Here is a 23,908-nt window from a genome sequence, read left to right on the forward strand (position 1 = left end):
CCGCGGCCTGCAGCCCGACGCCGCCGCATGACCGAAACCGTCTACCTGCGACGCCCACCCGACTGGGAGGAGCACGAAAAACCGGCCCTGCCCGGCTCGCCGGCGATGCTGTCGCACGCGCCCTGGGAGCGCGTGTGCTACGCGCTGGTGGCCATCCTCGTGGGCCTGACCGGCGGCCTGGGCAATGCGCTGTTCAGCGTCAATCTGCCCACCATCCAGGGCCAGATGGGCCTCACGCCCAGCGAAGCCGCGTGGCTCACGGGCGCCTATGTCACGTTCAGCGTCACGGCCAATCTGCTGGTCTACAAGTTCCGCCAGCAGTACGGCATGCGGCTGTTCACCGAGATCAGCCTGGGCCTGTATGCGCTGCTGTGCGTGCTGCACCTGGTGCTGGGCAGCGCGCAAAGCCTGCTGTGGCTGCGCGGCGCCAGCGGCCTGGCCGCCGCGGCCTGCACAACGCTTGCCACGCTCTACATGCTGCAGGCCATGCCGCGCGTGCATGTGCTCAAGATGCTGGTGCTGGGCGTGGGCATCAGCCAGCTCGCCACGCCGCTGGCCTGGCTGCTGTCGCCCAGCCTGCTGGACCACGGCCAGTGGCACAACCTCTACTGGTTCGAAGCCGGCCTGGCGCTGATGTCGTTCGCCGCCGTGGTGCTGCTCAAGCTGCCCGCGGGCGTGCAATTTCAGGCGTTCGAGAAACGCGATTTCCTGAGCATCGCGCTGCTGATGCCTGGCGTGGGCCTGCTGGTCGCGGTGCTGGTGCAGGGCACGACGCGCTGGTGGTTCGATGCGCCAGAACTGGCCTGGATGCTGATAGGCGCCATGCTGCTGCTGTTCGGCGGGCTGTACCACGAGCACCACCGCAGCAATCCGCTGCTGCACACGCGTTGGTTCACGCAAAGCGCCACCATACGCTTCGTGATCGGCGCCATCGTGCTGCGCTTTCTGACCACCGAGCAGAGCTATGGCGTGGTCGGCATGCTGCGCACGCTGGGCATGACGCCCGACCAGATGCAGCCCCTGTTCGGCGTGATTCTCGCCGGCATGCTGCTGGGCATGCTGCTGTCGGCGCTGACGTTCGGCCTGGAGCGCGCCGGCACGCAACTGCTGGCGGCGCTGCTGCTGCTGGGCGTCGCCACCTGGCTGGATTTCGGCCGCACCAGCCTCGACCGGCCCGCGGACTTCTACGTCAGCCAGTTCCTGCTGGCCATGGGCTCGGGCATCTTCATGGGCCCGCTGATGCTGCTGGGCATAGTGCAGGGGCTCAAGAACGGCCCCAGCCACATGCTGACGGCCATCATCACCATCTCCATGACGCAGTCGCTGGGCGGGCTCGCGGGCTCGGCGCTGCTGGGCACCTACCAGATCCACCGCGCGCAAGCCTACTCCGTCGCGCTGTCGCAGCAGATCAACCCGGCCGAGCCCCAGGTCGCGCAGCGCCTGCAACTGCAGCAGCAGGCACTCGCCAGCCAGATCACCGACCCCACGCTGCGCGCCGCGCAGGCCACGGCCCAGCTCGCCCAGGTGGTGCGCCGGGAGGCCCAGGTGCGCGCCTGGAACGATGTGTTCCGCGTCGTCGCGCTGGTGGCCTTTGCCTATCTCGCCTGGTCGCTGTTCGAAGCCGGGCGCGCACGCCGCGCCAGCCGGCTCGAGGCGATACGCAATGCGCGACACACGGCAGAGACCGTGGCCGAAGTGGGCACCGATGCGGCCGTCGAGCCCGATCCCGGCATCGATGCGGACGGCGACGCCGCGCCACCGGCGCGCGCCGGCCCGGCAACCGCCGCCGCCTGAACCCTCTTGCTTTTCGCTCCACCATAAAGATTCAACACCATGAGCGCCACCACACCCACTCCCAACTCTCCCGCAGCGCCGGCACCGGCTGCCGCGGCCGGCCCGTCGCCCACCCCGAAGAAAGAGCGCCCCTCGCTGCGCAGCGCGCTGCTGATGGCCGCGCTCGCCGCCGTGGGCATCGTGCTGGTGCTGCGCGCCTGGAACGTGGGCCCGTTCGAGACCAGCGACATCTCCACCGACAACGCCTATGTGCGCGGCCAGGTGACCGTGCTCGCGCCCCAGGTCAACGGCTATGTGACCGAAGTGCTGGTGCACGACTACGAACATGTGACCGTGGGCCAGCCGCTGGTGCATATTGACACGCGCAGCTATGAAGCCGCGCTGGCCCAGGCCCAGGCGCAGCTGGCGAATGCGCGCGCCCAGCTCGCCAATTCGGCCCAGACCCAGTCGCAGAACCAGGCCGGCCTGCAGGTGCGCCAGGCGACGCTGGCCGCCGCCCAGGCCGAGGCCGAACGCGCGCGCGCCGAGCTGCAGCGTGTGGAAGAACTGGCAGCGCGCGGCTCGGTCTCGCTCAACGAGCGCGACAAGGTGCGCGCCACGGCGCGCCTGGCCGCGGCCAATGTAGCCAAGGCCCAAGGCGACATCGCCATCGGCCAGCAAAGCATCAAGGCCACGACCGTCAATCGCGACGCGCTCGAAGCCGCGGTGCAGATGGCCCAGGCCCAGGTCAGCCAGGCGCAGATCAATCTCGACAACACCACGGTGCGCGCGCCCAGCGACGGCCAGGCCAGCGAAGTCTCGGTGCGCAAGGGCCAGTATGTCGCCGCGGGCAGCCAGCTGCTGTACGTGGTGCCGCCGCAGCTGTGGGTGATCGCGAACTTCAAGGAAACCCAGACCGCCCAGGTGCGCATAGGCCAGCCCGCACGCTTCACGGTCGACGGCCTCAACGGCGCGACGCTGACCGGCAAGGTGCTCGAAATGGCCCCGGCCACGGGCTCGGAATTCAGCGTGCTCAAGGCCGACAACGCGACCGGCAACTTCACCAAGGTCGTGCAGCGCCTGCCCGTGAAGATCGCGATCGACGCCGACCAGCCGCTGGCCGCGCGCCTGCGCCCCGGCATGTCGGTGGTCGCCCATGTCGACACGCGCGCGCAGAAGGCCCAGCCATGAAGCGCCTCGCCCTGCTGTCACCCTTGCTTGTCGCGCTGCTCGCGGGCTGCGCGGCCTTGCAGCCCAATGCACCCGACATGCTTGCCGCCGTGCCCCTGCCCGCGCAGTGGAGCGTGCCCACGGCCGCGGCGGCGCCGGCGACGATCGCCGGCGACTGGTGGACCCAGCTGGGCGATGCCCAGCTCGACCGCCTGGTCGCCCAGGCACTGGCACAGAACAACGACTTGCAGACGGCCATGGCGCGCGTGCGCGAAGCCCAGGCCCAGCTCGACGGCACGGGCGCGGCGCGGTCGCCCCAGCTCAACGCCACGCTGGGCGCGCAGACCGGGCGCAGCCTGGGCGCATTCGGCCCCACGCATACGCGCTCGGTGCAGCCCGGCCTGCAGGCGAGCTGGGAACTCGATGTCTGGGGCCGGCTGTCGCAGCTGGAGCAAGCCGCGGGCGCGCGCCTGCAGGCCAGCCAGGCCGACCGCGACGCGGTCGCGCTGAACGTCGCCGCGACCACGGTGCAGGCCTATGTGGGCCTGCGCGCCTTGCAGGCCCAGCAGGCGATCAGCGAAGCCACGGTGGCGGCGCGCGAACAGGCGCTGCAGCTCGCGCGCGACCAGGTGCGCGTGGGCTATATCTCGCAGCTGCAGCAAAGCCAGGCCCAGGCCGAACTCGCTGCCGTGCAGCAGCAGGTGGAGCAGTTGAACTGGCAGATAGACAAGCAGCGCAGCACGCTCGATCTGCTGCTGGGCCAGGCCGGCGGCGCCGACGTGGCGCTGGGTGCGCCGCGCATCCGCCTGCAGGACCTGCCGCTGCCGCCCGTGCCCGCGAGCCTGCCCTCGCAACTGCTCGAGCGCCGCCCCGACATCGCGCGCGCCGCGGCGCAGCTCGCCGCGAGCGACCACCAGCTGCAGGCCCAGCGCGCGGCCTTTTTGCCCCAGGTGAGCCTGAGCGCCAGCGTGGGCAGCCTGATGATCAATGCGCTGAACTACAACCCGCTGACAGTGTGGAGTTTGGGCGGCAGCCTGCTGGCCCCGCTGTTCGACGCCGGCCGGCTCCAGGCCCAGGCCGATGCGGTCAGCGCCCAGCGCGACCAGGCCGCGCTCGCCTACCGCGGCGCGGTGCTCGCGGCTTTCGCCGACACCGAAAACGCGCTCACCGGCACGGCGCGTCTGGCGCGCCAGACCCAGTTCGCCATTGAGCGCCGCGACGTGCTGCAGCAAAGCCTCACGTTCGCGCACGACCGCTACCAGGCGGGCTATGCGAGCTACATCGAGGAGCTGGACGCGCAGCGCAATCTCTATGCGGCCGAACTCGAAGTGGTGCGCCTGCACCAGGCGGAACTGGACAATCGGGTGCAGTTGTACAAGGCGCTGGGAGGTGGGTGGCGCTAGGAGGGTCAGCCCTGCGCGCCAGTGACGGTGTGGAAGCGAATACCCGGCCGCCCCGCGTTCATGGTGAGCTTGTCGAACCATGAACGCCCTGGCATCAAGCCACCATGCAAGGTTTGTACGGCGTTCTCACCGCGCACTCAAACGCGCTTAGAAGCGATACCCCACGCCCACGCCCACCAGCACCGGATTGATCTTGAAGTTGCCCGCCTTGGCGCCGCCCACGCTCACATCGGTGTTGATGTAGAGCTTCTTCACATCGAAGTTCAGCGACCACTGCTTGTTCAGCGGAATGTCCACGCCGACCTGCAGCGCGCCGCCCCAGCTGTTGCGCTGCACATCGGCACCGCCGCCCAGCAGCTTCACGCTGGAAAAACGCGTGTAGTTGATACCGGCGCCGACATAGGGCTTGAAACTGCCGAATTGCGTGAAATGGTATTGGGCCAGCAGGCTGGGAGGCAGGTGCTTGAGCGTTCCCAGATAGCCCGCGGCCGTCGAGTTCACGTTCTGCTTTTGCGGCACGGTCAGCACCAGTTCGGCGGCGAAGTTCGGGCTGAAGAAGTAGGTGATGTCGAGTTCGGGAATGGTCTTGTCGTTGATCGACAGGCCCAGACCGGTGCTGTCCTTGTTGGCGCTGTCGAGGTGCACGGCGCGCGCGCGCACCAGCCATGGGCCTTCGGTCTGCGCCTGGGCGGCGCCCGAAGTCAGGGCACAGACAGCGGCGGCGGCGAGGAGAATTTTTTTCATGGTGTGGCAATCGTCTACCGGGGACAACCCCCGTGAAAACCATTGGACACCGCGCCCCACCTGCGGGTTTTGCCTTAGCTCAAGGAATCGGCAGACAAGCGTTCAGTGCGTTGCCTGCGCCTTGGCCTGGCCACCGCGCAGGCGCTGGTAGAAACCGACAGCCGCGAGCACCACACAGCCGATCAGCGCGCCGACGATCACGTGCACCAGCTGCGGCAGCAGAAATGCCCACAGTCCCGCGGCAGGCCAGCTGGCGACCGTCGCCAGCGCGGCTTCCAGCCCGTGTTCTATCCAGGACATGCCGTGCACCAGCAGGCTGCCGCCGACCAGGAACATCGCCGCCGTGCCGACGATGGACAGCGTGCGCATCAGCCAGGGAGTTGCCTGAAGAATGCCCCGGCCCAGCGCCTGCGCCGCGGCGCTGCTGCGCGCCATCAGCGCCAGCCCGACATCGTCGAGCCGCACGATCAAGGCCACGATGCCGTAGACCACGACGGTGACCAGCAAGGCAACGAGGGACAGCACGGCGGCCTGCTCGATCAACGGTTCCGACGAGACAGTACCCAGCGCGATGGCGATGATTTCCGCCGACAGGATGAAGTCGGTGCGGATCGCGCCGCTGACCTTGGTCTTCTCGAGCGCCCGCAGATCTTGATCCAATTGTTCGGGCGTCTTCGCCACGGCGGCGGGCGCGGCCACGGCCGCCGGCGCATGCACCTTGCCCTGGCGCTTGGCCTGGCGGCGCTGCCACGAGTGCACGATCTTCTCGACCCCTTCGAAGCACAGGAAGGCGCCGCCGACCATCAGCAACGGCGTGATCGCCGCGGGCAGGAACACGCTGATCAGCAGCGCCGCGGGCACCAGCATCACCTTGTTGAGCAGCGAACCCTTGGCCACGGCCCAGACCACGGCCAGCTCGCGGTCCGAGTGCACGCCCGAGACCTGCTCGGCATTGAGCGCGAGGTCGTCGCCCAGCACGCCGGCCGTCTTCTGCGTGGCCACCTTGGTCATGGTGACGACGTCGTCGGCCATGCCCGTCGACTGGCGCGCGGCCGTCTTGGCCATCAGCGCGATATCGTCGAGCAAGGCAGTGATGTCGTCGATCAGCATCAACAAACCGGTTGCAGCCATAAATAGAGTTCCTTCAAGATTCCCGTGTAAATGCCGCAGTCATTGTGCCCGCCAAAAGTGACAGCGCTATGCCCCGGCTATGCGGTGCCTGTAGGCAAAAGCCCCATACTGCCTGCTTCTCCACCGATACCGCCTCGCCGCAATGGCGCAAGCGCGTCTCCCAGCCATGTCCGGCTATCTCACCAAGCAAGAATCCATCGCCGTCCATGGCGTGGAGCACCTCACCATCCGGTCGCTGCTCGACAAACAGCAGTTCCACGACCCCCAGGGCGAGGCCGAGCAACTGGGCATTTCCGACGCCTTCTGGCCGCTGTTCGGCCTGCTGTGGCCTTCGGGCGAACAGCTCGCGGCCTGCGTGGCGGCACGCCCGCGCGTAGCCGGCGAACGCATTCTGGAGCTGGGCTGCGGCCTGGGCCTGGCCAGCCTGGTGTGCCACCGCCGCGGCGACGACATCACCGCCAGCGACTGCCACCCCATGGCCGGCGCCTTCATGCGCGAGAACCTGCGGCTCAACCAGTTGCCGCCCATGAAATTCCGCATCGGCCATTGGGGTGCGACGCACACCGACCAGACCGCCTACGAGCGCATGGACATCGCCGACCGCGATCATGAAGACCTGGCCCATGGCGTGCGCAGCCTGCCGCTGGACTACCAGTCGGCGACCAATGAACAAAGCGAAGTCTGGGCCGTGGACGGCCGCTTCGACCTGATCGTCGGCAGCGATCTGCTCTATGAGCGCGATGTGCGCGCCACCCTGCCCATCTACATCGAATCGCATTGCACGCCCGCGGCGCAGATCTGGGTCGTGGACCCGGACCGCGGCAACCGCTCGGCGTTCAGCCGCCAGATGGCCGAGCTGGGCTTTGGCGTCGAGGAACAGCGCCTGGACCGCGCGGCCAGCGAACTGCTGCCGGCCTACAAGGGCCGTCTACTCAAATACCAGCGCTGAACACCACCAGCGGCGTGCGCGCCAGCAGCGGGTGCGCCAGCACGCTCACGGGCAGCTCATAGACCTGCTCGAGCCAGCGCGGCGTCAGCACTTCGGCCGGCGCGCCCAGCGCCACCGTGCGCCCCGCCGCAAGCAGCAGCAGCCGATCGCACCATTGCGCGGCGAGATTGACATCGTGCAACACCACCAGCGCGGCAATGCCTTCGCTGCGCGCCAGCGTGCGCACCGCGCCCAGCAGCATCAATTGGTGGCGCGGGTCCAGGCTGGCGGTAGGCTCGTCGAGCAGCAACACGCGGTACTGCGGCGCCGCGTGGCAGGCCAGCACCTGGGCCAGCACGCGCGCGAACTGCACGCGTTGCTGCTCGCCGCCCGAAAGGCCCAGATAGCGCCTGTCGGCCAGATCCGAGGCATCCGCCCGGTGCAGCGCCTGGCGCAGCAGGGCCTCGTGCGGCGCGGGCGCGAGTTCGGGAAAAGGATAGGTACCCATCGCCACCACTTCACGCACCGACAGATCAAAGCTCAGGCTAGGCGACTGCGGCAGCACCGCGCGCCGGCGCGCCAGTTCCGCAGGAGTCCAGCCGGGCAGCGCGCGGCCGTCGAGTTCGACACGCCCTTCGCTGGCCGCGAGTTCGCCGGCCAATGTGGCCAGCAGCGTGGTCTTGCCCGCGCCGTTGGCGCCCAGCACGCCCAGCACTTCGCCGGCGCGCAGTTCGAGATCGATGCCGCCGAGAATTTTCCTGCGGCCGCGCTCGCAGCCGAGTTGGTGGGCCGTCAGCATGCTCAAGCCCCCCTTCGCGACAACATCCACAGCAGGAACGGACCGCCGACGAGGCTGGTCACGATGCCAATGGGCAGCTCCGCGGGAATCACCACCAGCCGTGCGAGCCAGTCGGCCAGCGTCAGCGCGATCGCGCCGCCGACCAGGCAGTTGGGCAGCAGCCAGCGGTGGTCGGCGCCCAGCGGCAGGCGCACCAGATGCGGCACGACCAGGCCGACGAAACCGATGGTGCCGGTCACCGCGACCAGCGGCCCGACCAGCATCGCCGTGAGCACCACCAGCCGGCGGCGCAGGCGTTTCAGATCAAAGCCCAGGTGCTGGGCTTCGCGCTCGCCCAGCAGCAGCGCGTTCATCGCGCGCCAGTCGCGCAGCAGCAGCACGCTCAGCACCGCCACCAGCGGTGTGAGCCAGGCAAGCAGCGTCCAGTTCGCGCCCGCGAGGCTGCCCATGTTCCAGAACGTCAGATTGCGCAGCTGCACATCGCTGGCCTGGAAAGTGAAGAAGCCGACCACGCTGGCGCACAGCGCGTTGATCGCCACGCCCGCGAGCAGCAGATTGGCCACACCCGGGCGGCGGCTGCCCAGCCGGTAGACCAGGGCCGTCGCCACCAGGCTGCCGGCGAACGCCGCCGGGGCAATCAGCATCAGACCGCCCGCGCCCAGCACGATGGCCATCACGGCGCCCATCGCACCGCCCAGCGAAATGCCCATCAGGCCGGGCTCGGCCAGCGGGTTGCGAAACAGCGCCTGCATCACCGCGCCCGACAGCGCCAGCCCGGCGCCGACGACGATGCCCAGCGCGATGCGCGGCAGCCGCACTTCAAGCAGGATATTGCGCCACATCAGCGCCTCGTCGCCGGTCGGCACGGACCACAGCACGGGCAGCAGTTGCGCGCGCGGAATGGCCAGCGCGCCGCTGCCGGCCGAGCCCAGCGCGATCAGCACGAGAAATACGCACAGCGCGGCGCACACGGCGCCGGGTCCGGCGCGAAAGCGCGCACGCGCGGCGCCAGTCAAGGGAGCGGCAATTTGCGACATGAACTCTGGGCCGCGCTTCAGCGCGCCTCGCCCGAAATGCCGGCCTCAAGCTGGCGCAGCGCTTCGGGCAGCCGCGGACCGAAGCCCAGCAGCAGCAGGTCTTCGAGCACGATCACGCGCCGGCCCTTGGCCGCGGGCGTCGCGGCCAGGCCGGGCTGGGCGAGAAAGGCGTCGACGCCGCCGCTGGCATCGACCGACATGTTGCCGGTGACGATCACGTCCGGGCGCAGCGCCACCGCGGCCTCGGCCGACAGCGGTTTGTAGCCCTGCTGGCTCGCGAGCACGTTGGTCGCGCCTATCAGCTTGAGCATGGCCGCGCCAGCTGTGTCGTCGCCCGCGCCCTGGAGCTTGCCGGTATGGCTGCTGATCAGCAGCACGCGTGGCTTGCGGCTGCCGGGCGGCACCGCCTTGAGTTCGGCGTGGATCTTGCGCACCAGCGCCGTGCCGCGCGCTTCGATCTCGAGCGCCCTGGCCACGCCCATGATGCGCTGGTCCAGCGCGGCCAGCGTGGGCTCCGAAGGCAGCTGCACGACCTTGCTGCCGAGCTTGCCCAGCTGCGCCAGCGCCTGCGGCGGTCCGCTCTGGTCCGAGGCCAGCACCAGATCGGGCTTGAGGCTGGCCACGCCTTCGATGGAAAACGAACGGTAATAGCCGACCTTGGGCAACTTCAGCGCTTCGGGCGGATAGATGCTCGAGGCATCGGCCCCGACCAGACGGTCACCCGCGCCCAGCGCATAGACGATCTCGGTGACGGCGCCGCCGAGACCGACGACGCGCGCCGGGGCCGCGGCCTGTGCCAGGGGGGCGCTACAAAGGAGCAGGAGCAGCGCGGCGCGAAGAATTTTCATGGTGACCGAAGTGAGGTATCGAGGAAAAAAGGGGCCCGGCAGCGGGCCCCATGGGTGGCCGCGCTCAGGCCGCCAGCGTCTGCGCGCCCAGCGACTGCAGCAGTTCGGTCCAGCCGGCGAGCTCGGGCTGGCCAGGCTTGCGCGCGCCGAAGAACTGCACGATCAGCTCGCCGCCTTCGGTGTACAGCTCGAGCGCAGTCACCCAGCCGTCGGTCGTGGGCTTGCGCACCACCCAGGTCGATGCCACGGCTTCGGTGTTCAGGTGCAGGTTGAACGACTCGTCGAGCACGTTGAACCAGGGTCCGGTGCGCAGCAGCTTCTTGACCGGTCCGGTGTGGATCTGCACGATGCCGCGATTGGCGACAAAGCACATAATGGGCAGCGCGGTGTCGGCGGCCTGGGTCAGCATGCGTTCCACGCCATCGGCCTCGACGCGCCGGGCGAGGTCGTCGCCCGCGGCGCGCAGCGCGCCCAGGCGCGAGACCTGGAACTGGCGCAGCATCGTGAAGAAGTCGTGCGTGTCCTTGAGCGCGAGCCAATGCGCGCGCAGCGCGGACGCATCGGACGGCGTGTCGGCTTCCACCGTCGCGCTGACCGGCTCTATCGTCACCTCGGGCTTTTGCGCCGCGCCAAAGCGCGCGACGAAAGCCTCCCAGGCCGCGCCATCGGTCTGATCGGTGCGGTAGATCTTGTGCACCGCCAAGCCGGCCTTGTCGAAGAACTGCAGGCTGTGGCGGCCGTTCTCGACGACCGCATAGAAGTACTTCCAGCTGCCGAAGAACAGGCGCAGATCGATGTCCGGGCCCAGCACGATGCCGACCGGGCCTGCGGCCTGGATGCCGACATAGCTGCCGTGGCGCTCGTGCACTGCCCAGTCATTGCGCGACAGCGCCATCACCGGGCCGAGCACGCCCAGCGCGCTGACGATTTCCTGGGCCGTTCCGGCCAGGGCCGTGGACGCGACGCCGCAGTCGGCGGCAACGAGTTCGGCTTCGGTCACGCCCAGGCGCAGGGCGCGGTCACGGATGCGCAGTTTCGGTTCGCTTTCCTGCAATTGCGCGTGGCGCACCGACAGCGAGTCTTCAGAGTGTTGGGTCATGGTGGGATTGATTTGGAATGGAAAACGCAGTCGGCACCCGGCAGCGCGCGGCGCCGCCGGGTTCAGGCATCAGGGCTTGGGCTGGACGCCGAAGTCGATGGTCCAGGTCTGCTGGCTGGTCGCGACATTGGGATCGGCATAGGCGATCTGCGACAGACGGAAGCGCGCATAGGTGTCGCCTTCGCCGCCGCGCAGCAGGCTCGCGCCTTCGCTGTTGGCCTTGATCAGATGTGCCACCGCGGGCAGGCCCGCGGCCGTCGCCGCCGCTGCGGTCGGGTAGTAGCTGAACCAGCCGTAGTTCAGCGGGTTCGGATAGCTGCCGGTGTAGGCGGCCTGCAGCTTGGAAGCCGTCGAGTCCTTGACCCAGCGCGCGGCCGTGGCCGGCAGCGTGAGATCGGAAGCGCTCAGATCGGCCACGGTGGCGGTGAGGTTGGACGTGGCAGTGAACTGCGCTGCGACCGGCTTGCCTGCGGCGTCATAGAAACCGGCCGGCGTCTTGCCGACGAAGCCCGCCACCTTGCCGCTGCCCGACTCGCCGCCATTGAGCTTGACGTTGTAGCGGTTGAACGCAATGTGCCAGGTGCCGCTGGCCGTCGACACCGCATTGGCCGCGAGGTCGTAATAGACCCAGTCGCTGCCGCTGGCGTTGACGCTGGCCGTGCGCACCACGGTCGGTGCGCTGCGATCGACCCAGCGGAACGACGGATAGCCCGAAGTCGTTCCGCCCGCGCCACCGTAGTAGCCCGTGAGCTGCAGCGCGAACACCGGCGCGGCAAGCGTGCCCGCGGTGCTGGCGCTGGCGCTGTCGGTGGTGATCAGGAAGGTGCGGTAGTTGGGATACAGCAGGTGATCGGTGCTGCCGCCCACGCCGTATTCGAATGCCGCCGAGGCAATGGAGTTGCTGGAACTGAACACGCCGCTGGCCGAATCGACGGCGAAGGCGGTCGCGGGAATCGCGCCGGCCACGGGGTCGGTGGTGGCGTTCTTCCAGGTCAGCAGTTCGGTCCAGGTGTGGTCGAACGGCCCGCCGAAGGCGCCGCCCTTGCCGCTGCCGCTGGTGCCGCTGTTGGTCCAGAACGTGGCGGTCATGCCCGCGCTCTTGACTTTCAGATCCCAGGCGCTGCCGCTGCAATCCGCGACCTCGGTCTTGGCGTTGAAGTCATAGCACACCGACGAGCCCGATGCAGGCAGCACCAGCTTCCACTGCGCCGTCTGGGTGAAGCCCGCTTCGGGTGTGGGAGTCGGCGTGGGCGTCACGGGCGTGGTCGGTGCCACGGGATCGCTGGCGCCGTCGCCACCGCCGCCGCAGGCAGCCAGGGCCATGGTGATGGCGATTGCGAGGGCGGTCTTGCCCAGGGTCGAAGCAGGTTGCTGGATCATTGCGGAGTCTTTCTTTGATTAATGAACGGCATCGAGGCTGATGCGCGCACCGACATAGATGAAACGCCCTGCCACGGGCGCGAAGTCATTGGCATTGGAGAAGTCACGCTGGCGGTTGAACAGGTTCTTCACGCCGACGAAAGCGGTGACGTCGCGGCCCAGCTTCTGGTTGACGACCACATCGAGCGTGGCCCAGCCCGGCGAGCGCGCGGCGTTCGCCGTGACCAGTTCGCTGCTCTGGTAGCGAGCGCGCAGCGACAGCTCGGTGGCGGCCAGCACGCGCCAGTCCATGCCTATGCGCGCGATGTTGCGCGGGCGGCGCGTCAATTCCTCGCCGGTATCGAGGTCCTGCGAATCCGTGAAGGTGTAGCCCGCGTTCCAGGCCAGCGCGGGATTCGCCTGCCACTTGACGCCGGTCTCCAGACCCTGGGTGCGTGCGCGCGCCACGTTGCGGTAGGTGTAGGCGGCGATGCCGTTGACCACCGTGAAGTTGTCCATGTCGGTCTGTATCAGGTCGCGCACCCGGTTGTGGAACAGGTTGGCGTTGAGCGTCAGCCGCTTGTTCCAGGTGGTCGTGCCGCCCAACTGGAAGCTGTTCGAGGTTTCGGGCTGGAGGTTGGGATTGCCCAGCACCACGTAGCCCAGCGCGCTGTGATCGAACAAGTAATGGCGTTCCTTGAGATTGGGCACGCGGTAGGCCTGGCCGAAGTTGGCGCGCAGCACGGTCTTCCAGGCATCGCCGGTGGGCAGGTTGGCGCGCAGGCCGATCTTGGGCGCGAAATGGCTGCCGAAATCGGAGTCGTCCTGGGCGCGCAGGCCCACGACCATTTCCCAGGTGTCGTTGAACAGGATGTCGTTCTGCACGAACAGCTCGTTCGACGTGCGCTGGGCGCCGCTGGCCAATTCGGAAACGCCGTTGGCGCTCTGGCGCAGGCGTTCGCGGTGCACGTCGGCGCCGAACTGCCACAGCTGGCGCCGCCACGCGGGCAGATCGAACTGCAGCGACGCATGTTCGGTGCGCAGCGCCGCCGCGCGGTTGGCGGTGCGCACCTCGTTCGAGAACTCGTGCGAGTTGCTTTCGTAGTCCTCGACCAGCGCGGCCAGCCGTGCCTGCACGCCATTGTCGAAGCGCCATTGGCCGCCATAGGCAAGGCGGTCGCGCGTGATGTCTTCGGTCTTGCGCTGCGGCACGAAGTTGGGCGGCGCGTAATAGGTGTAGCGCTGCACGTCGGTTTCGCGGTAGGTGCTGGCGTCGAGCCAGAAGCTGCCGGCCGCGGTGGGCAGCCACTCGAGGCGGCCGCTGTACTGTTCGCGGCGAATCGCATCGCCCTGGCGCGCCCACTCGTCGGGGTTGATCGAGAAGCCCTTGTTGTCGAGCACATCGGCGGCGAGGCTCGCGCGCCACTTCTCGCCGCCGCCGCTCAGGCGCACATTGCCATGCGCGCTGCCGTAGTTGTCCACGTTCTGGCCGCCATAGCTGCCGGCGTCGGCGGTCGCCGCGGCCGAGAAGCCCGCGGCGATGCGCCGCGTGATCACATTGATCACGCCGCCCATCGCCGAGCTGCCGTATTGCGCGGAGCTCGCGCCCTTGACCACTTCGATGCGCTCGACTTCGGTCAGCAGGTATTGCGAGATGTCCACCGACGAGCCCGTGCTCGCGGAAATCGGCAGGCCGTCGATCAGCACCAGCACCTGGTCGCTGGTCATGCCCTGCATGGAGACCGCAAAGCCCGACTTGCCGTGGATTTCGCTGATCTGCAGACCCGGCACATTCTCGAGCGCGTCCTTGAGCGTGCGCGCCTGCATGCGGTCGATTTCCTTGCGGTCCACGACTTCGGTGGCCACGGGCGTCTCGTCCAGCAGTTTTTCGGAGCGCGTGCCGGTGACGACGACAGTGCCCAGCGGCGCAACGTCAGCAGCCTGTGCGGCGGTCACGGTCAGCAGCGAACCGAACAGCAACGAGAGCGCGCATCGGCGATGCGGCGGAAGGTAAGAAGGCACGGCGTGGTCCGACAACACAAAAGAAGTAACGAATAATAATGATTCGCATTAAATTTACAACCGCTTTTGATACATCTTCTGACGCGCATTGTCGGTTTGTGGCTTGGTGACGACAGTGCGGCGCCGCCACCTCCTATTGAGCCCCCTGCATTGCCGTTGACCGCCGCCTGGACCTGCCGCCGGATGCCGGCCTACAAACCGGGCGGCGCAGCAACTGTAAGCCAGCATTCTTCTGACATTTCCCCGAGGTCGGCCGGCGTTATCGTGCGCTGAATCAAAGGAGCATCGCGATGACGCCCTCTGCTTCGGCAGCCTCTTGCGAACTGTTGCTGCGCCCGGGTCGGGTCGACCTGGGCGCGCTGCGGCGCGTGCACACGGGTGCCGTGCACACGGGCGCCGTGCATACGGGCGGCCTGCGGCTGCGGCTAGACCCCGCGGCGCACGCCGCGATGCAGGCCTCGCAGGCCACGGTGCGGCGCATCGTCAACGAAGACCAGGTGGTCTACGGCATCAACACCGGCTTCGGCAAGCTCGCCAGCACGCGCATTGCGCACGAACACCTGGCGCAACTGCAGCGCAATCTGGTGCTTTCGCACAGCGCAGGCACGGGCCAGGCGCTGGGCGACGCCGTGGTGCGCCTGGTGCTGGTCACCAAGGCGATCAGCCTGGCGCGCGGCCACTCGGGCGTGGACCCTGCCATTGCCGACGCGCTGCTCGCGCTGGCCAATGCGGGCGTGCTGCCCGTGATCCCCGCCAAGGGCTCGGTGGGCGCATCGGGCGATCTCGCGCCGCTCGCGCACCTCGCCGGCGTGCTCATGGGGGAAGGCCAGGCCAGCCACCAGGGCCGCGTGGTCTCGGGCCGCGAAGCGCTGCAGATCATAGGGCGCCAGCCTTTCGTTCTGGGCCCCAAGGAGGGCCTGGCCCTGCTCAACGGCACCCAGGTATCGACCTCATTGGCGCTGGCGGCGCTGTTCGGTGCCGAGAACCTGCTGGCCGCCGCGCTGGTCGCGGGCGCGCTGTCGCTCGAAGCGCTCAGGGGTTCAGTCAAGCCTTTCGATGCGCGCATCCATGCGGCGCGCGGCCAGCCCGGCCAGATGGCGGTCGCCTCGGCGCTGCGCGCCCTGCTCGCCGGCAGCGCCATCGATGCCTCGCACCCGCATTGCGAGCGCGTGCAGGACCCGTACTCGATACGCTGCATACCGCAGGTCATGGGCGCCTGCCTGGACCAGCTGCGGCATGCGGCCGGCGTGCTCGAGATCGAAGCCAATGCGGCCTCCGACAACCCGCTGGTGTTTGCCGGCGGCGACGTCATTTCGGGCGGCAACTTTCATGCCGAACCCGTGGCCTTCGCGGCCGACGGCATGGCGCTGGCCGTGGCCGAAATCGGCGCCATGTCGGAGCGCCGCATCGCGCTGCTGCTCGACACCCACCTGTCGGGGCTGCCGGCCTTTCTGGTGCCGGCCAGCGGACTGAACTCGGGCTTCATGATTGCCCAGGTGACGGCCGCGGCGCTGGCCAGCGAGAACAAGTCGCTGGCCCACCCCGCCAGCGTCGACAGCCTGCCCACCTCGGCCAACCAGGAAGACCATGTGTCCATGGCCACCTTCGCCGCGCGCCGGCTGGCCGAGATGCTCGACAACACCGCCGTGATCATCGGCATAGAAGCCGCGGCCGCGGCCCAGGGCATGGAGTTCGACCGCAGCCTGCCCACCTCGCCCCTGCTCGAAGCCCAGTTCGCCGCGGTGCGCGCACGCGTGGCCTTTCTCGCGCAGGACCGCTGCATGGCCCCCGATATCGAGGCCATGCGTCTGTGGGCGCACCAGTCCGACTGGCCTGGCGCGCTGCTGCAATGCATGCCCAGCCACGCGGCTTCACCGCACCGCGGGCGCTGAAAGGAGTCCCCCCATGCACGACGACATCACCCTGCGCCACGACACCACGCGGCGTATCCGCGCGCCGCGCGGGCGCCAGCTCAGCTGCCGCAACTGGCTCATAGAAGCCGCCTACCGCATGTTGCAGAACAACCTCGACGCCGAAGTCGCCGAGCGCCCCGAGGAACTCGTGGTCTATGGCGGCATAGGCCGGGCCGCACGCAACTGGGAGTGCTACGACCAGATCCTGGCAGCGCTGCGCGCGCTGGAAGCCGACCAGACCCTGCTGGTGCAGTCGGGCAAGCCCGTGGGGGTGTTCACCACGCACGAGAACGCGCCGCGCGTGCTGCTCGCCAACTCCAACCTGGTGCCGCATTGGGCAACCTGGGAACACTTTCACGAACTCGACCGCAAGGGCCTGTTCATGTTCGGCCAGATGACGGCCGGCAGCTGGATCTACATTGGCGCCCAAGGCATAGTGCAGGGCACGTTCGAGACCTTTGTCGAGGCCGGCCGCCAGCACTACGCCAACGATCTGTCGGGGCGCTGGATTCTGACCGCGGGCCTGGGCGGCATGGGCGGCGCCCAGCCGCTGGCGGGCGTGCTGGCCGGTGCCTGCGTGCTGGCCGTCGAATGCCAGCAAAGCCGCATCGACTTCAGGCTGCGCACGCGCTATGTCGATCAGCAGGCGCACGACCTGGATCATGCGCTGCAGCTGATCGCCGAGCACACCGCGCAGCGCCAGGCCGTCTCGGTCGCGCTGCTGGGCAATGCGGCCGATGTCTATCCCGAGCTGGTGCGGCGCGCACGCGCCGGCGGCCTGCGCCCCGACATCGTCACCGACCAGACTTCGGCGCATGACCTGATCCACGGCTATCTGCCGCGCGGCTGGAGCGTGCCGCAGTGGCAGGCCGCCGCCCACGCCCCCGCGGCGCACGCCCGCCTCAAGGCCGCGGCTGCCCACAGCTGCGCGCAGCAGGTGCGCGCCATGCTCGACTTCCATGCGATGGGCATTCCCACGGTCGACTACGGCAACAACATCCGCCAGGTGGCGCGCGATGCCGGCGTGGCCGACGCCTTCGACTTTCCGGGCTTTGTGCCCGCCTATATCCGGCCGCTGTTCTGCGAAGGCAAGGGGCCGTTCCGCTGGGTCGCGCTGTCGGGCGATCCCGAAGACATCTACCGCACCGATGCCAAGATCAAGCAGCTGTTTCCCGACAACCACGCCACCCACCGCTGGCTCGACATGGCGCGCGAGCGCATTGCCTTCCAGGGCCTGCCCGCGCGCATCTGCTGGCTGGGCCTGGGCGAGCGCCACCAGGCGGCGCTGGCGTTCAACGCCATGGTGGCCAGCGGCGAACTCCAGGCGCCTATCGTCATCGGCCGCGACCACCTCGACTGCGGCTCGGTCGCCAGCCCGAACCGCGAAACCGAAGCCATGCGCGACGGCTCGGACGCGGTCTCCGACTGGCCGCTGCTCAACGCCCTGCTCAACACCGCCAGCGGCGCCACCTGGGTCAGCCTGCACCACGGCGGCGGCGTGGGCATGGGCTTCTCCCAGCACGCAGGCATGGTGATCGTCGCCGACGGCACCGAAGCCGCGGCCGCGCGCCTGGCGCGCGTGCTCTGGAACGACCCGGCCAGCGGCGTCATGCGCCACGCCGATGCGGGCTACGCCCAGGCCCAGGCCGCGGCCAGGCGCCACGACCTCAAGCTGCCTATGCTGCGCTGAAGCCATGCAATCGCCCGCAGCCTTCCCATCCCTGCCCTGCGCCGACGGCCGCTGGCAGCCTGTGCGGCTCGCGCCCGATCTGTTCCAGGCCGATGTACACGTCGCCGCGCACGAGCCCGCCTGCATCGTCGTGGACCAGGGCCGCATGGTCTGGGTCGGCCCCGAAGACGCGCTGCCCGCCGGCCATGCCCATCTGCCGCGGCACGACGGCCAGGGGCAGTTGGCCACGCCGGGCCTGGTCGATTGCCACACGCATCTGGTCTATGGCGGGCAGCGCGCCGACGAATTCGCGCTGCGCCTGGCGGGCGCGAGCTACGAAGAGATCGCGCGCGCGGGCGGCGGCATTCTGTCCACCGTGCACGCCACGCGGGCCGCGAGCGAAGACGAACTGCTGGCCCAGGCGCTGCCGCGCCTGCGGCAATTGCTGGCCGAAGGCGTGTGCGCCGTCGAGATCAAATCGGGCTACGGACTGGCGCTGGCGCACGAGCGCAAGCAACTGCGCGTCGCGCGCCGGCTGGGCCAGCTGTGCGGCGTGACCGTGCAAAGCACTTTCCTGGGCGCGCACGCGCTGCCGCCCGAATTCGCGGGCCGCAGCCAGGCCTATATCGATCTCGTCTGCGACCATATGCTGCCCACGCTGGCCGCGGAACGTCTGGTCGATGCGGTCGAGGTGTTCTGCGAGCGCATCGCGTTTTCGCCGGCCGAAACCGCGCAGGTGTTTGGCGCCGCGCGGCGCCTGGGCCTGCGCGTGAAACTGCATGCCGAGCAGCGCTCCAACATGGAAGGCGCGGCGCTGGCCGCGCGCCATGGCGCGCTGTCGTGCGACCACATCGAGCATCTGTCGGCCCGGGGCATTGCCGCCATGAGGTCCGCGGGCACGGTGGCCGTGCTGCTGCCGGGCGCGTTCTACACGCTGCGCGACACCCAGCGTCCGCCCATCGATGCGCTGCGCGCCGCAGGCATTCCGCTGGCCGTGGCCACCGACCACAACCCGGGCAGCTCGCCCTGCCTGAGCCTGCTGCTGATGGCCAACATGGCCTGCACGCTGTTCGGCCTGACCGTGCCCGAAGCGCTGTCAGGCATCACGCGCCACGCGGCGCGCGCGCTGGGACTGCAAGACTCGCACGGGCTGATCGCCTCGGGGCGGCCCGCGAATTTCGTGCTCTGGCCGGTACAGCAGGCCGCCGAACTGGCTTACTGGCTGGGCCAGCGGCCGGCCTGCCGCATCGTGCGCCAGGGGCGCATCGCCGCATGAACACCGCCTGGGCCCACCTGCTGGCGCCGGTGCGCGCCCTCTGGGCCGAAGACGCGCTGCTGCCCGGCGGCTGGGCGCGCAACGTGCTGCTGCGCTGGGATGCGACCGGCCATATCACGCAGGTGGACACCGACATGCCGGCGCCCCCAGGCGTGGCGCGCGCGGCCGGGCCCATGCTGCCGGGCATGCCCAATCTGCACTCGCATGCGTTCCAGCGCGGCTTTGCGGGCCTGACCGAATTCCGCGGCCAGGCGCCGCACAGCTTCTGGAGCTGGCGCCAGCAGATGTACGCCTTCGCCCACCGCATCACGCCCGAGTCGCTCGAAGCCATTGCGGTCTGGCTTTATCTCGAAATGCTCGAAGCCGGCTACACCTCGGTCTGCGAGTTCCACTATCTGCACCATGGCGCAGGCGGCCAGCCCTATGCCGACGACACGACGCTGGGCCTGGCGCTGCTGCGCGCCGCGCGCCGGGTCGGCATAGGCATGACGCTGCTGCCCGTGCTCTACCAGACCAGCGGCTTCGGCATGCCGCCCACGCGCGCGCAGTCGTGCTTCATCTGCAGCACCGACCAGCTGCTGAACCTGCTGCGGCGGCTCGCGCCCGCTGCCCGGGCCCAGGGCGCGGCGCTGGGCCTGGCGCCGCATTCGCTGCGCGCCGTGCCGCCCGACGCCTTGCGCGCCAGCGTTGCGGGCCTGCATGCCATGCTGGCGCAGGCGCCGGTGCATATCCACATCGCCGAGCAGACACGTGAAGTGCAGGACTGCGTTGCGTGGAGCGGACAGACGCCGGTGCAATGGCTGCTCGACCATGCACCCGTCGATGCGCGCTGGTGCCTGGTCCATGCCACGCACATGACGCCCGCCGAATGCGCGGCCGCCGCAGGTAGCGGCGCCGTCGCCGGCCTGTGCCCCAGCACCGAGGCCAATCTGGGCGACGGCATCTTCGATCTGCCGCAATGGCTGGAGCACGGTGGGCGCTGGGGCCTGGGCTCCGACAGCCAGATCTGCGTCAATGTGGCCGAGGAATTGATGCTGCTGGAGTACGGCCAGCGCCTGCAGCGGCGCGAACGCAATGTGCTGGCCAGCAGCGCCCAGCCCCAGGTCGCGACCGCCATGATGCTGCAGGCCGTCGCGGGCGGCGCCCAGGCCGCGGGCCGCGCGATCGCCGGGCTCGCGCCCGGCCAGCAGGCCGATTTCGTGGTCCTCGACGCCCGCCACGTGGCGCTGTGCGGACTGACAGCCGACAGCGCGCTGGCCGGCCATGTGTTTGCCAGCCACCGCACGTCGGCGGTGCACGCCGTGTGGGTCGCCGGCCAGCAGCGCGTGCTGCCCCGGGGCCACCCGCTGCGCGCGAGTGCCCAGGCGGCCTTCGTGCGCGCGCGCCGGCAGCTGCTGCAGGCCTAGCCGCGCCGCCTCAGAAGTCGTAACGCATGCCGACGTTCACGCTGCGCGGCGCGCCATAGGTGTAGAACAGACCCGCGGCGCTGAAGTTGGTCATGCCGGCCAGGTAGTTCTTGTCGAGCGCATTGTTGACGTTGAGGCTGAACGACAGGTGTCGGTCGACCTGGTAGCGCGCCATCAGGTCCAGCAGCGCATAGCCTTGCTGCGCCAGCGTGGCGGCGCTGTTGCTCACCGAAGTCTTGTCCTGCCAGCGCGTCGCCGCGCCCACGGTCAGACCGGTGAGCGCCCCGCCGCCGAAACGGTAGGTCGTGCCCAGCTTCAACTGGTACTTGGGATAGGCGGTGGAACCGGTGAGCGAGCTGTTTTGCTGCACCACGCTGCCCTGCGCCTGCCAGCCGGGTGCGAGCTCACCCGACATCTCGAGCTCCCAGCCGCGGCGCGTCGCGGCCGACACCGCGCGGTAGGCGGTGTCGCCGCTGGGCGTCAGGGTGCCGCTTTCCTCGGCGGTGTTGCGGGTCTTCATCCAGAAGTGGGCGATGCTGGCGTTCAGGCGCTTGTCGAAGAACTCGCCCTTGGCACCGATCTCGTAGGTGTTGCCCTTTTCGGGCGGCAGCGTACCGCCGAATTCGTTCTGGCTGCTCTGCGGCTGGAAGATGTTGGCGTAGCTGCCATACAGCGAGACGTTGGGGTGCACTTCGTAGACCAGGCCCGCATAGGGCGTGACCACGCCGTTTTCCTTCATGTCGGAGTTCCACCAGTAAGGCGTGGTGACGACTTCGTGGTACTGGGTCACGCGCAGCCCGGCGATCAGCTGCAGCGGGTCGGAGACCTGGAAGCGCCCGGCGGCATAGGCATAGCGCTGCTTCTGGTTGAACTTGTTGTCGCCGTAGCGCAGATTGCTGTAATCGGGCTCGGCCAGCGCCGCCCCGCCCTGGGCAAAGTTCACGCCCAGGTCGGCCAGCGGTGCCAGCGACAGCGCATTGAGCGGCAGCTTCGCACTGCTGCGAAAGCGCGAGATGCCCGCGCCCGCGAGCAGCTCGTGCGTGCGGCCGAACAGGCTGAACGGGCCCTTGACGTCGAGGTTCGCGGTCCAGTTGTTGTTGGTCATGTCGCGCCAGCGGCCGAAGCTCGCGCGCTGCTGGTCGTAGAAGTAGCCGGCCTTCATATCATCCATGGCCGCGCGCTGGTGCGAGAACTTGAACGTCGCGCTCCAGTCGTTCGCCAGGCGCTGCTCCACGCTGCCGAAAAGATTGAGCTGGTCCTGCTCATAGCCGCCCCAGGGCGCGCCGGTGTTGAACGAACGCGCCATCCACGGCACTTCGACGCCCTTGGTCGAATAGCGCTGTATGGGCTGGGTCGTGCCTATGCCGCCGGCTTCGCGCTGGCGGTAGGTGAAGCCCACGTTGAGCAGCGTGTCGGGCGACAGGTCGGCCTCGAGCGCGCCGAACAGCATCTGGCTGTTGCTTTTCTCATGGTCGCGAAATCCGCCCGCGTCCATGGCCGAGGCCACGAGCCGGCCGCGCAGCGTGCCGGCCTCGTTGAGCGGGCCGCTCACATCGGCCTGGGCACGGTAGCTGTCCCAGCTGCCCGCGCTGGCGCGCACGCTGGCCTGGAATTCACGCGTCGGGCGCTTGCGCACCATATTGACGGTGGCGCCGTAGTTGCCCTTGCCGACGACCAGGCCCGACGAGCCCTTGAGCACTTCGATGCGATCGATTTCCGCCATGTCGTCGAGCGAAAACAGCGTGCTGGTCAGGTAGTACCAGCCGCTGCTGACCTGGGCCATGCCGTCGACCTGCAGATTGACGCCGGTGCCGCGCGCCTGGAAATCGGTGGCATTGCCCTGGCGATAGACACTGATGCCCGGAGTCTGCTCCATCACATCGGCCAGCGTCTCGAGCTTGAAGTCGTCCATGCGCTGGCGCGTCATCACGCTGACCGACTGCGGCGTCTCGCGCAGCGACAGGCTCAGGCCTGTGGCCGTGCGGCTGGGGCCGGTCTGGGTATAGCTGCCGGTGTTTTCCGTGGCACCGTCGCGGTTGGCCTGGGCGGTCACGGTCACGGTGCCCAGCGCTGCCGATTCACCGGCCGCAGGCGCTGCCTTGATGACAAAGCCCCGGCCTTCGGGCACGGCGATCAGCCCGCTGCCCGCGAGCAGCTGGTCCAGCGCCTGGCGCGGCGTGGCGCCTGCGCTGAACGCACGCGCGGTCTTGCCCGCGACCAGCGCCGGAGAAAAGCCGATGGGCGTGCCCGTGGCGGCCGACAGCTCATCGAGCGCCGCGCCCAGCGGCTGTGCGGCCGCCGACGGCAGGGATTTGCTGCTATCCGGCGTGGCCTGAGCGGAGGCCATCAAAGGGGCGGCCAGGGTCAGCGCGACGGCCAGGGCCAGCGGAGCGGGACGGAAACGGGGGAGCGGCGTTGAACGCATGAACAGGTCTTCCAGATGTCGAGTAATGAATGAAAATGAGACGCACTACTCTTAAAGACGCACCAGCCCGCGCGAAATGCACCCCGTCGCCGCCACTTTTTCAAAAAAGATTCACGCGCACCGCCGCGCTCAGGGCGCGCTGGCGATTTCGGTCGTGCCGCCCGCGCCGGCGACCAGCTTCACGGGCAGGATCTGCGTGACCATGCGCGCGAACTCGCCCGGGTGGTCCACGGGGTAGCTGCCGCCGATCGGCAGGGCCGCGACCGCGGGGTTGCGGATCACCAGGCCCGTGGGCCCATAGCGTTCCAGCTCGCGCAGCGCATCGGCCAGCGGCGTGTTCTCGAAGCGCACCAAACCCTTGCGCCACAGCGCGATGCCGCTGGGCGCGACGGCCGTGACCGCGCCGACCGCACCATTGGCGGCCACGCCCAGCCCTTGGCCCGCGACCAGATCGACTGCCGCAGCGGCAGATTCATTGCCGGCGGCAGGCAGGCCCGCGACGCGCACATGCCCTTGCTCGACCGCGACCTTGACCAGGCCCGCATCCATGCCGTCGCTGCGGTAGCGCACCGAAAAGCGCGTGCCGACCACGCTCACGCGCGCCGGCCCGGCGAGCACATGAAAAGGCTTGCTGCGATCCGCCGTCACGGCGAACAGGATCTGCCCTTCGACCAGCCGCACTTCGCGGCGATCGCGGTACAGCGTGACCTGGGCCTGCGTATCGGCATCCATCGCCAGCTGCGAGCCATCGGGCAGCGTGACGGTCTTGCGCTGCGCGCGCTCGGCGGCGTACTGGCCCGTGAAGGTGGGCTGCTGCCATTGGTGCCACCCCCCACCCAAGACCACCAGGGCCAGCAGTGCCGCGCAGCACGCGGCCAACAGCGCTGGGCGCGGCAGCGCCATGCT

18 protein-coding genes are annotated in these 23,908 nt (G+C 68.9%); 8 read left to right on the plus strand and 10 right to left on the minus strand.

Annotation, left to right across the window (positions count from 1 at the left end; all coding sequences use genetic code 11):
* Positions 1-27: 27 nt before the first annotated feature.
* From KHY18_RS22900 to KHY18_RS22910, 3 genes are read left to right on the plus strand one after another with little or no spacing between them, the layout of a single operon-like run.
* A complete protein-coding gene (locus KHY18_RS22900) occupies positions 28-1,794 on the plus strand; it encodes an MFS transporter (RefSeq protein WP_213305473.1) in 1,767 nt (588 codons plus the stop codon).
* Between the two features lie 39 nt (positions 1,795-1,833).
* Entirely contained in the window at positions 1,834-2,964 is a 1,131-nt protein-coding gene (locus tag KHY18_RS22905) for an HlyD family secretion protein (protein ID WP_213305431.1), read from the plus strand.
* Positions 2,961-4,346, plus strand: coding sequence for an efflux transporter outer membrane subunit (locus tag KHY18_RS22910; RefSeq protein ID WP_213305433.1), 1,386 nt, complete (start codon positions 2,961-2,963; stop codon positions 4,344-4,346). Before KHY18_RS22905 ends, KHY18_RS22910 begins: the two co-directional genes overlap by 4 nt.
* Positions 4,347-4,493: 147 nt before the next feature.
* Here KHY18_RS22910 and KHY18_RS22915 read toward each other — a convergent pair whose 3' ends face one another.
* Together KHY18_RS22915 and KHY18_RS22920 are read right to left on the minus strand one after the other, a co-directional pair.
* Positions 4,494-5,090, minus strand: a complete 597-nt coding sequence (locus KHY18_RS22915) for an OmpW/AlkL family protein (protein ID WP_213305436.1) — start codon at positions 5,088-5,090, stop codon at positions 4,494-4,496.
* Positions 5,091-5,192: 102 nt separating this feature from the next.
* A complete protein-coding gene (locus KHY18_RS22920) occupies positions 5,193-6,221 on the minus strand; it encodes a DUF808 domain-containing protein (protein ID WP_213305438.1) in 1,029 nt (342 codons plus the stop codon).
* Positions 6,222-6,387: 166 nt separating this feature from the next.
* Here KHY18_RS22920 and KHY18_RS22925 point away from each other — a divergent pair, with 166 nt between their 5' ends.
* On the plus strand, positions 6,388-7,170 hold the full coding sequence (locus tag KHY18_RS22925) for a class I SAM-dependent methyltransferase (RefSeq protein ID WP_213305441.1): 783 nt from the start codon (positions 6,388-6,390) through the stop codon (positions 7,168-7,170).
* Here the strand turns inward: KHY18_RS22925 and KHY18_RS22930 are convergent.
* The 6 genes from KHY18_RS22930 to KHY18_RS22955 form a co-directional block, all read right to left on the minus strand.
* On the minus strand, positions 7,154-7,948 hold the full coding sequence (locus tag KHY18_RS22930; protein WP_213305444.1) for a heme ABC transporter ATP-binding protein: 795 nt from the start codon (positions 7,946-7,948) through the stop codon (positions 7,154-7,156). The two genes, KHY18_RS22925 and KHY18_RS22930, sit on opposite strands and share 17 nt — an antisense overlap.
* A 2-nt stretch (positions 7,949-7,950) precedes the next feature.
* Positions 7,951-8,985 carry a FecCD family ABC transporter permease gene (locus KHY18_RS22935; protein ID WP_213305447.1) on the minus strand — a complete coding sequence of 345 codons (1,035 nt, stop codon included), beginning with the start codon at positions 8,983-8,985 and terminating at the stop codon, positions 7,951-7,953.
* A 17-nt stretch (positions 8,986-9,002) separates the two neighbouring features.
* Positions 9,003-9,833, minus strand: a complete 831-nt coding sequence (locus tag KHY18_RS22940) for a heme/hemin ABC transporter substrate-binding protein (protein WP_213305450.1) — start codon at positions 9,831-9,833, stop codon at positions 9,003-9,005.
* Positions 9,834-9,897: 64 nt separating this feature from the next.
* Positions 9,898-10,932 carry a hemin-degrading factor gene (locus KHY18_RS22945; protein WP_213305453.1) on the minus strand — a complete coding sequence of 345 codons (1,035 nt, stop codon included), beginning with the start codon at positions 10,930-10,932 and terminating at the stop codon, positions 9,898-9,900.
* Between the two features lie 69 nt (positions 10,933-11,001).
* Positions 11,002-12,312 carry an HmuY family protein gene (locus KHY18_RS22950; RefSeq protein WP_213305456.1) on the minus strand — a complete coding sequence of 437 codons (1,311 nt, stop codon included), beginning with the start codon at positions 12,310-12,312 and terminating at the stop codon, positions 11,002-11,004.
* Positions 12,313-12,330: 18 nt separating this feature from the next.
* Complete coding sequence (locus KHY18_RS22955) at positions 12,331-14,313, minus strand: TonB-dependent receptor plug domain-containing protein (protein WP_213305459.1); 1,983 nt, start codon at positions 14,311-14,313, stop codon at positions 12,331-12,333.
* Between the two features lie 290 nt (positions 14,314-14,603).
* Here KHY18_RS22955 and hutH point away from each other — a divergent pair, with 290 nt between their 5' ends.
* The 4 genes from hutH to KHY18_RS22975 are packed head-to-tail and all read left to right on the plus strand — an operon-like array spanning position 14,604 to position 20,577.
* A complete protein-coding gene (hutH, locus tag KHY18_RS22960) occupies positions 14,604-16,205 on the plus strand; it encodes a histidine ammonia-lyase (protein ID WP_213305462.1) in 1,602 nt (533 codons plus the stop codon).
* A gap of 13 nt (positions 16,206-16,218) precedes the next feature.
* Positions 16,219-17,916, plus strand: coding sequence for a urocanate hydratase (gene hutU / locus KHY18_RS22965; protein ID WP_213305465.1), 1,698 nt, complete (start codon positions 16,219-16,221; stop codon positions 17,914-17,916).
* A 4-nt stretch (positions 17,917-17,920) separates the two neighbouring features.
* Positions 17,921-19,171, plus strand: a complete 1,251-nt coding sequence (gene hutI / locus KHY18_RS22970) for an imidazolonepropionase (RefSeq protein ID WP_213305467.1) — start codon at positions 17,921-17,923, stop codon at positions 19,169-19,171.
* Positions 19,168-20,577: a formimidoylglutamate deiminase gene (locus tag KHY18_RS22975; protein WP_213305469.1), complete on the plus strand. Its 1,410-nt coding sequence runs from the start codon at positions 19,168-19,170 to the stop codon at positions 20,575-20,577. The genes hutI and KHY18_RS22975 overlap by 4 nt, the downstream gene beginning before the upstream one ends.
* A gap of 10 nt (positions 20,578-20,587) precedes the next feature.
* Here the strand turns inward: KHY18_RS22975 and KHY18_RS22980 are convergent, their stop codons facing one another.
* Both KHY18_RS22980 and KHY18_RS22985 read right to left on the minus strand, forming a co-directional pair.
* Positions 20,588-23,002, minus strand: coding sequence for a TonB-dependent siderophore receptor (locus KHY18_RS22980; protein ID WP_213305471.1), 2,415 nt, complete (start codon positions 23,000-23,002; stop codon positions 20,588-20,590).
* A 129-nt stretch (positions 23,003-23,131) separates the two neighbouring features.
* Positions 23,132-23,908 (minus strand): FecR family protein (locus KHY18_RS22985; protein WP_249729329.1); only part of this gene is annotated, 777 nt, incomplete at its 5' end.

The sequence above is a fragment of the Acidovorax sp. CCYZU-2555 genome (assembly GCF_018413525.1).
Lineage (GTDB): Bacteria > Pseudomonadota > Gammaproteobacteria > Burkholderiales > Burkholderiaceae_C > Comamonas.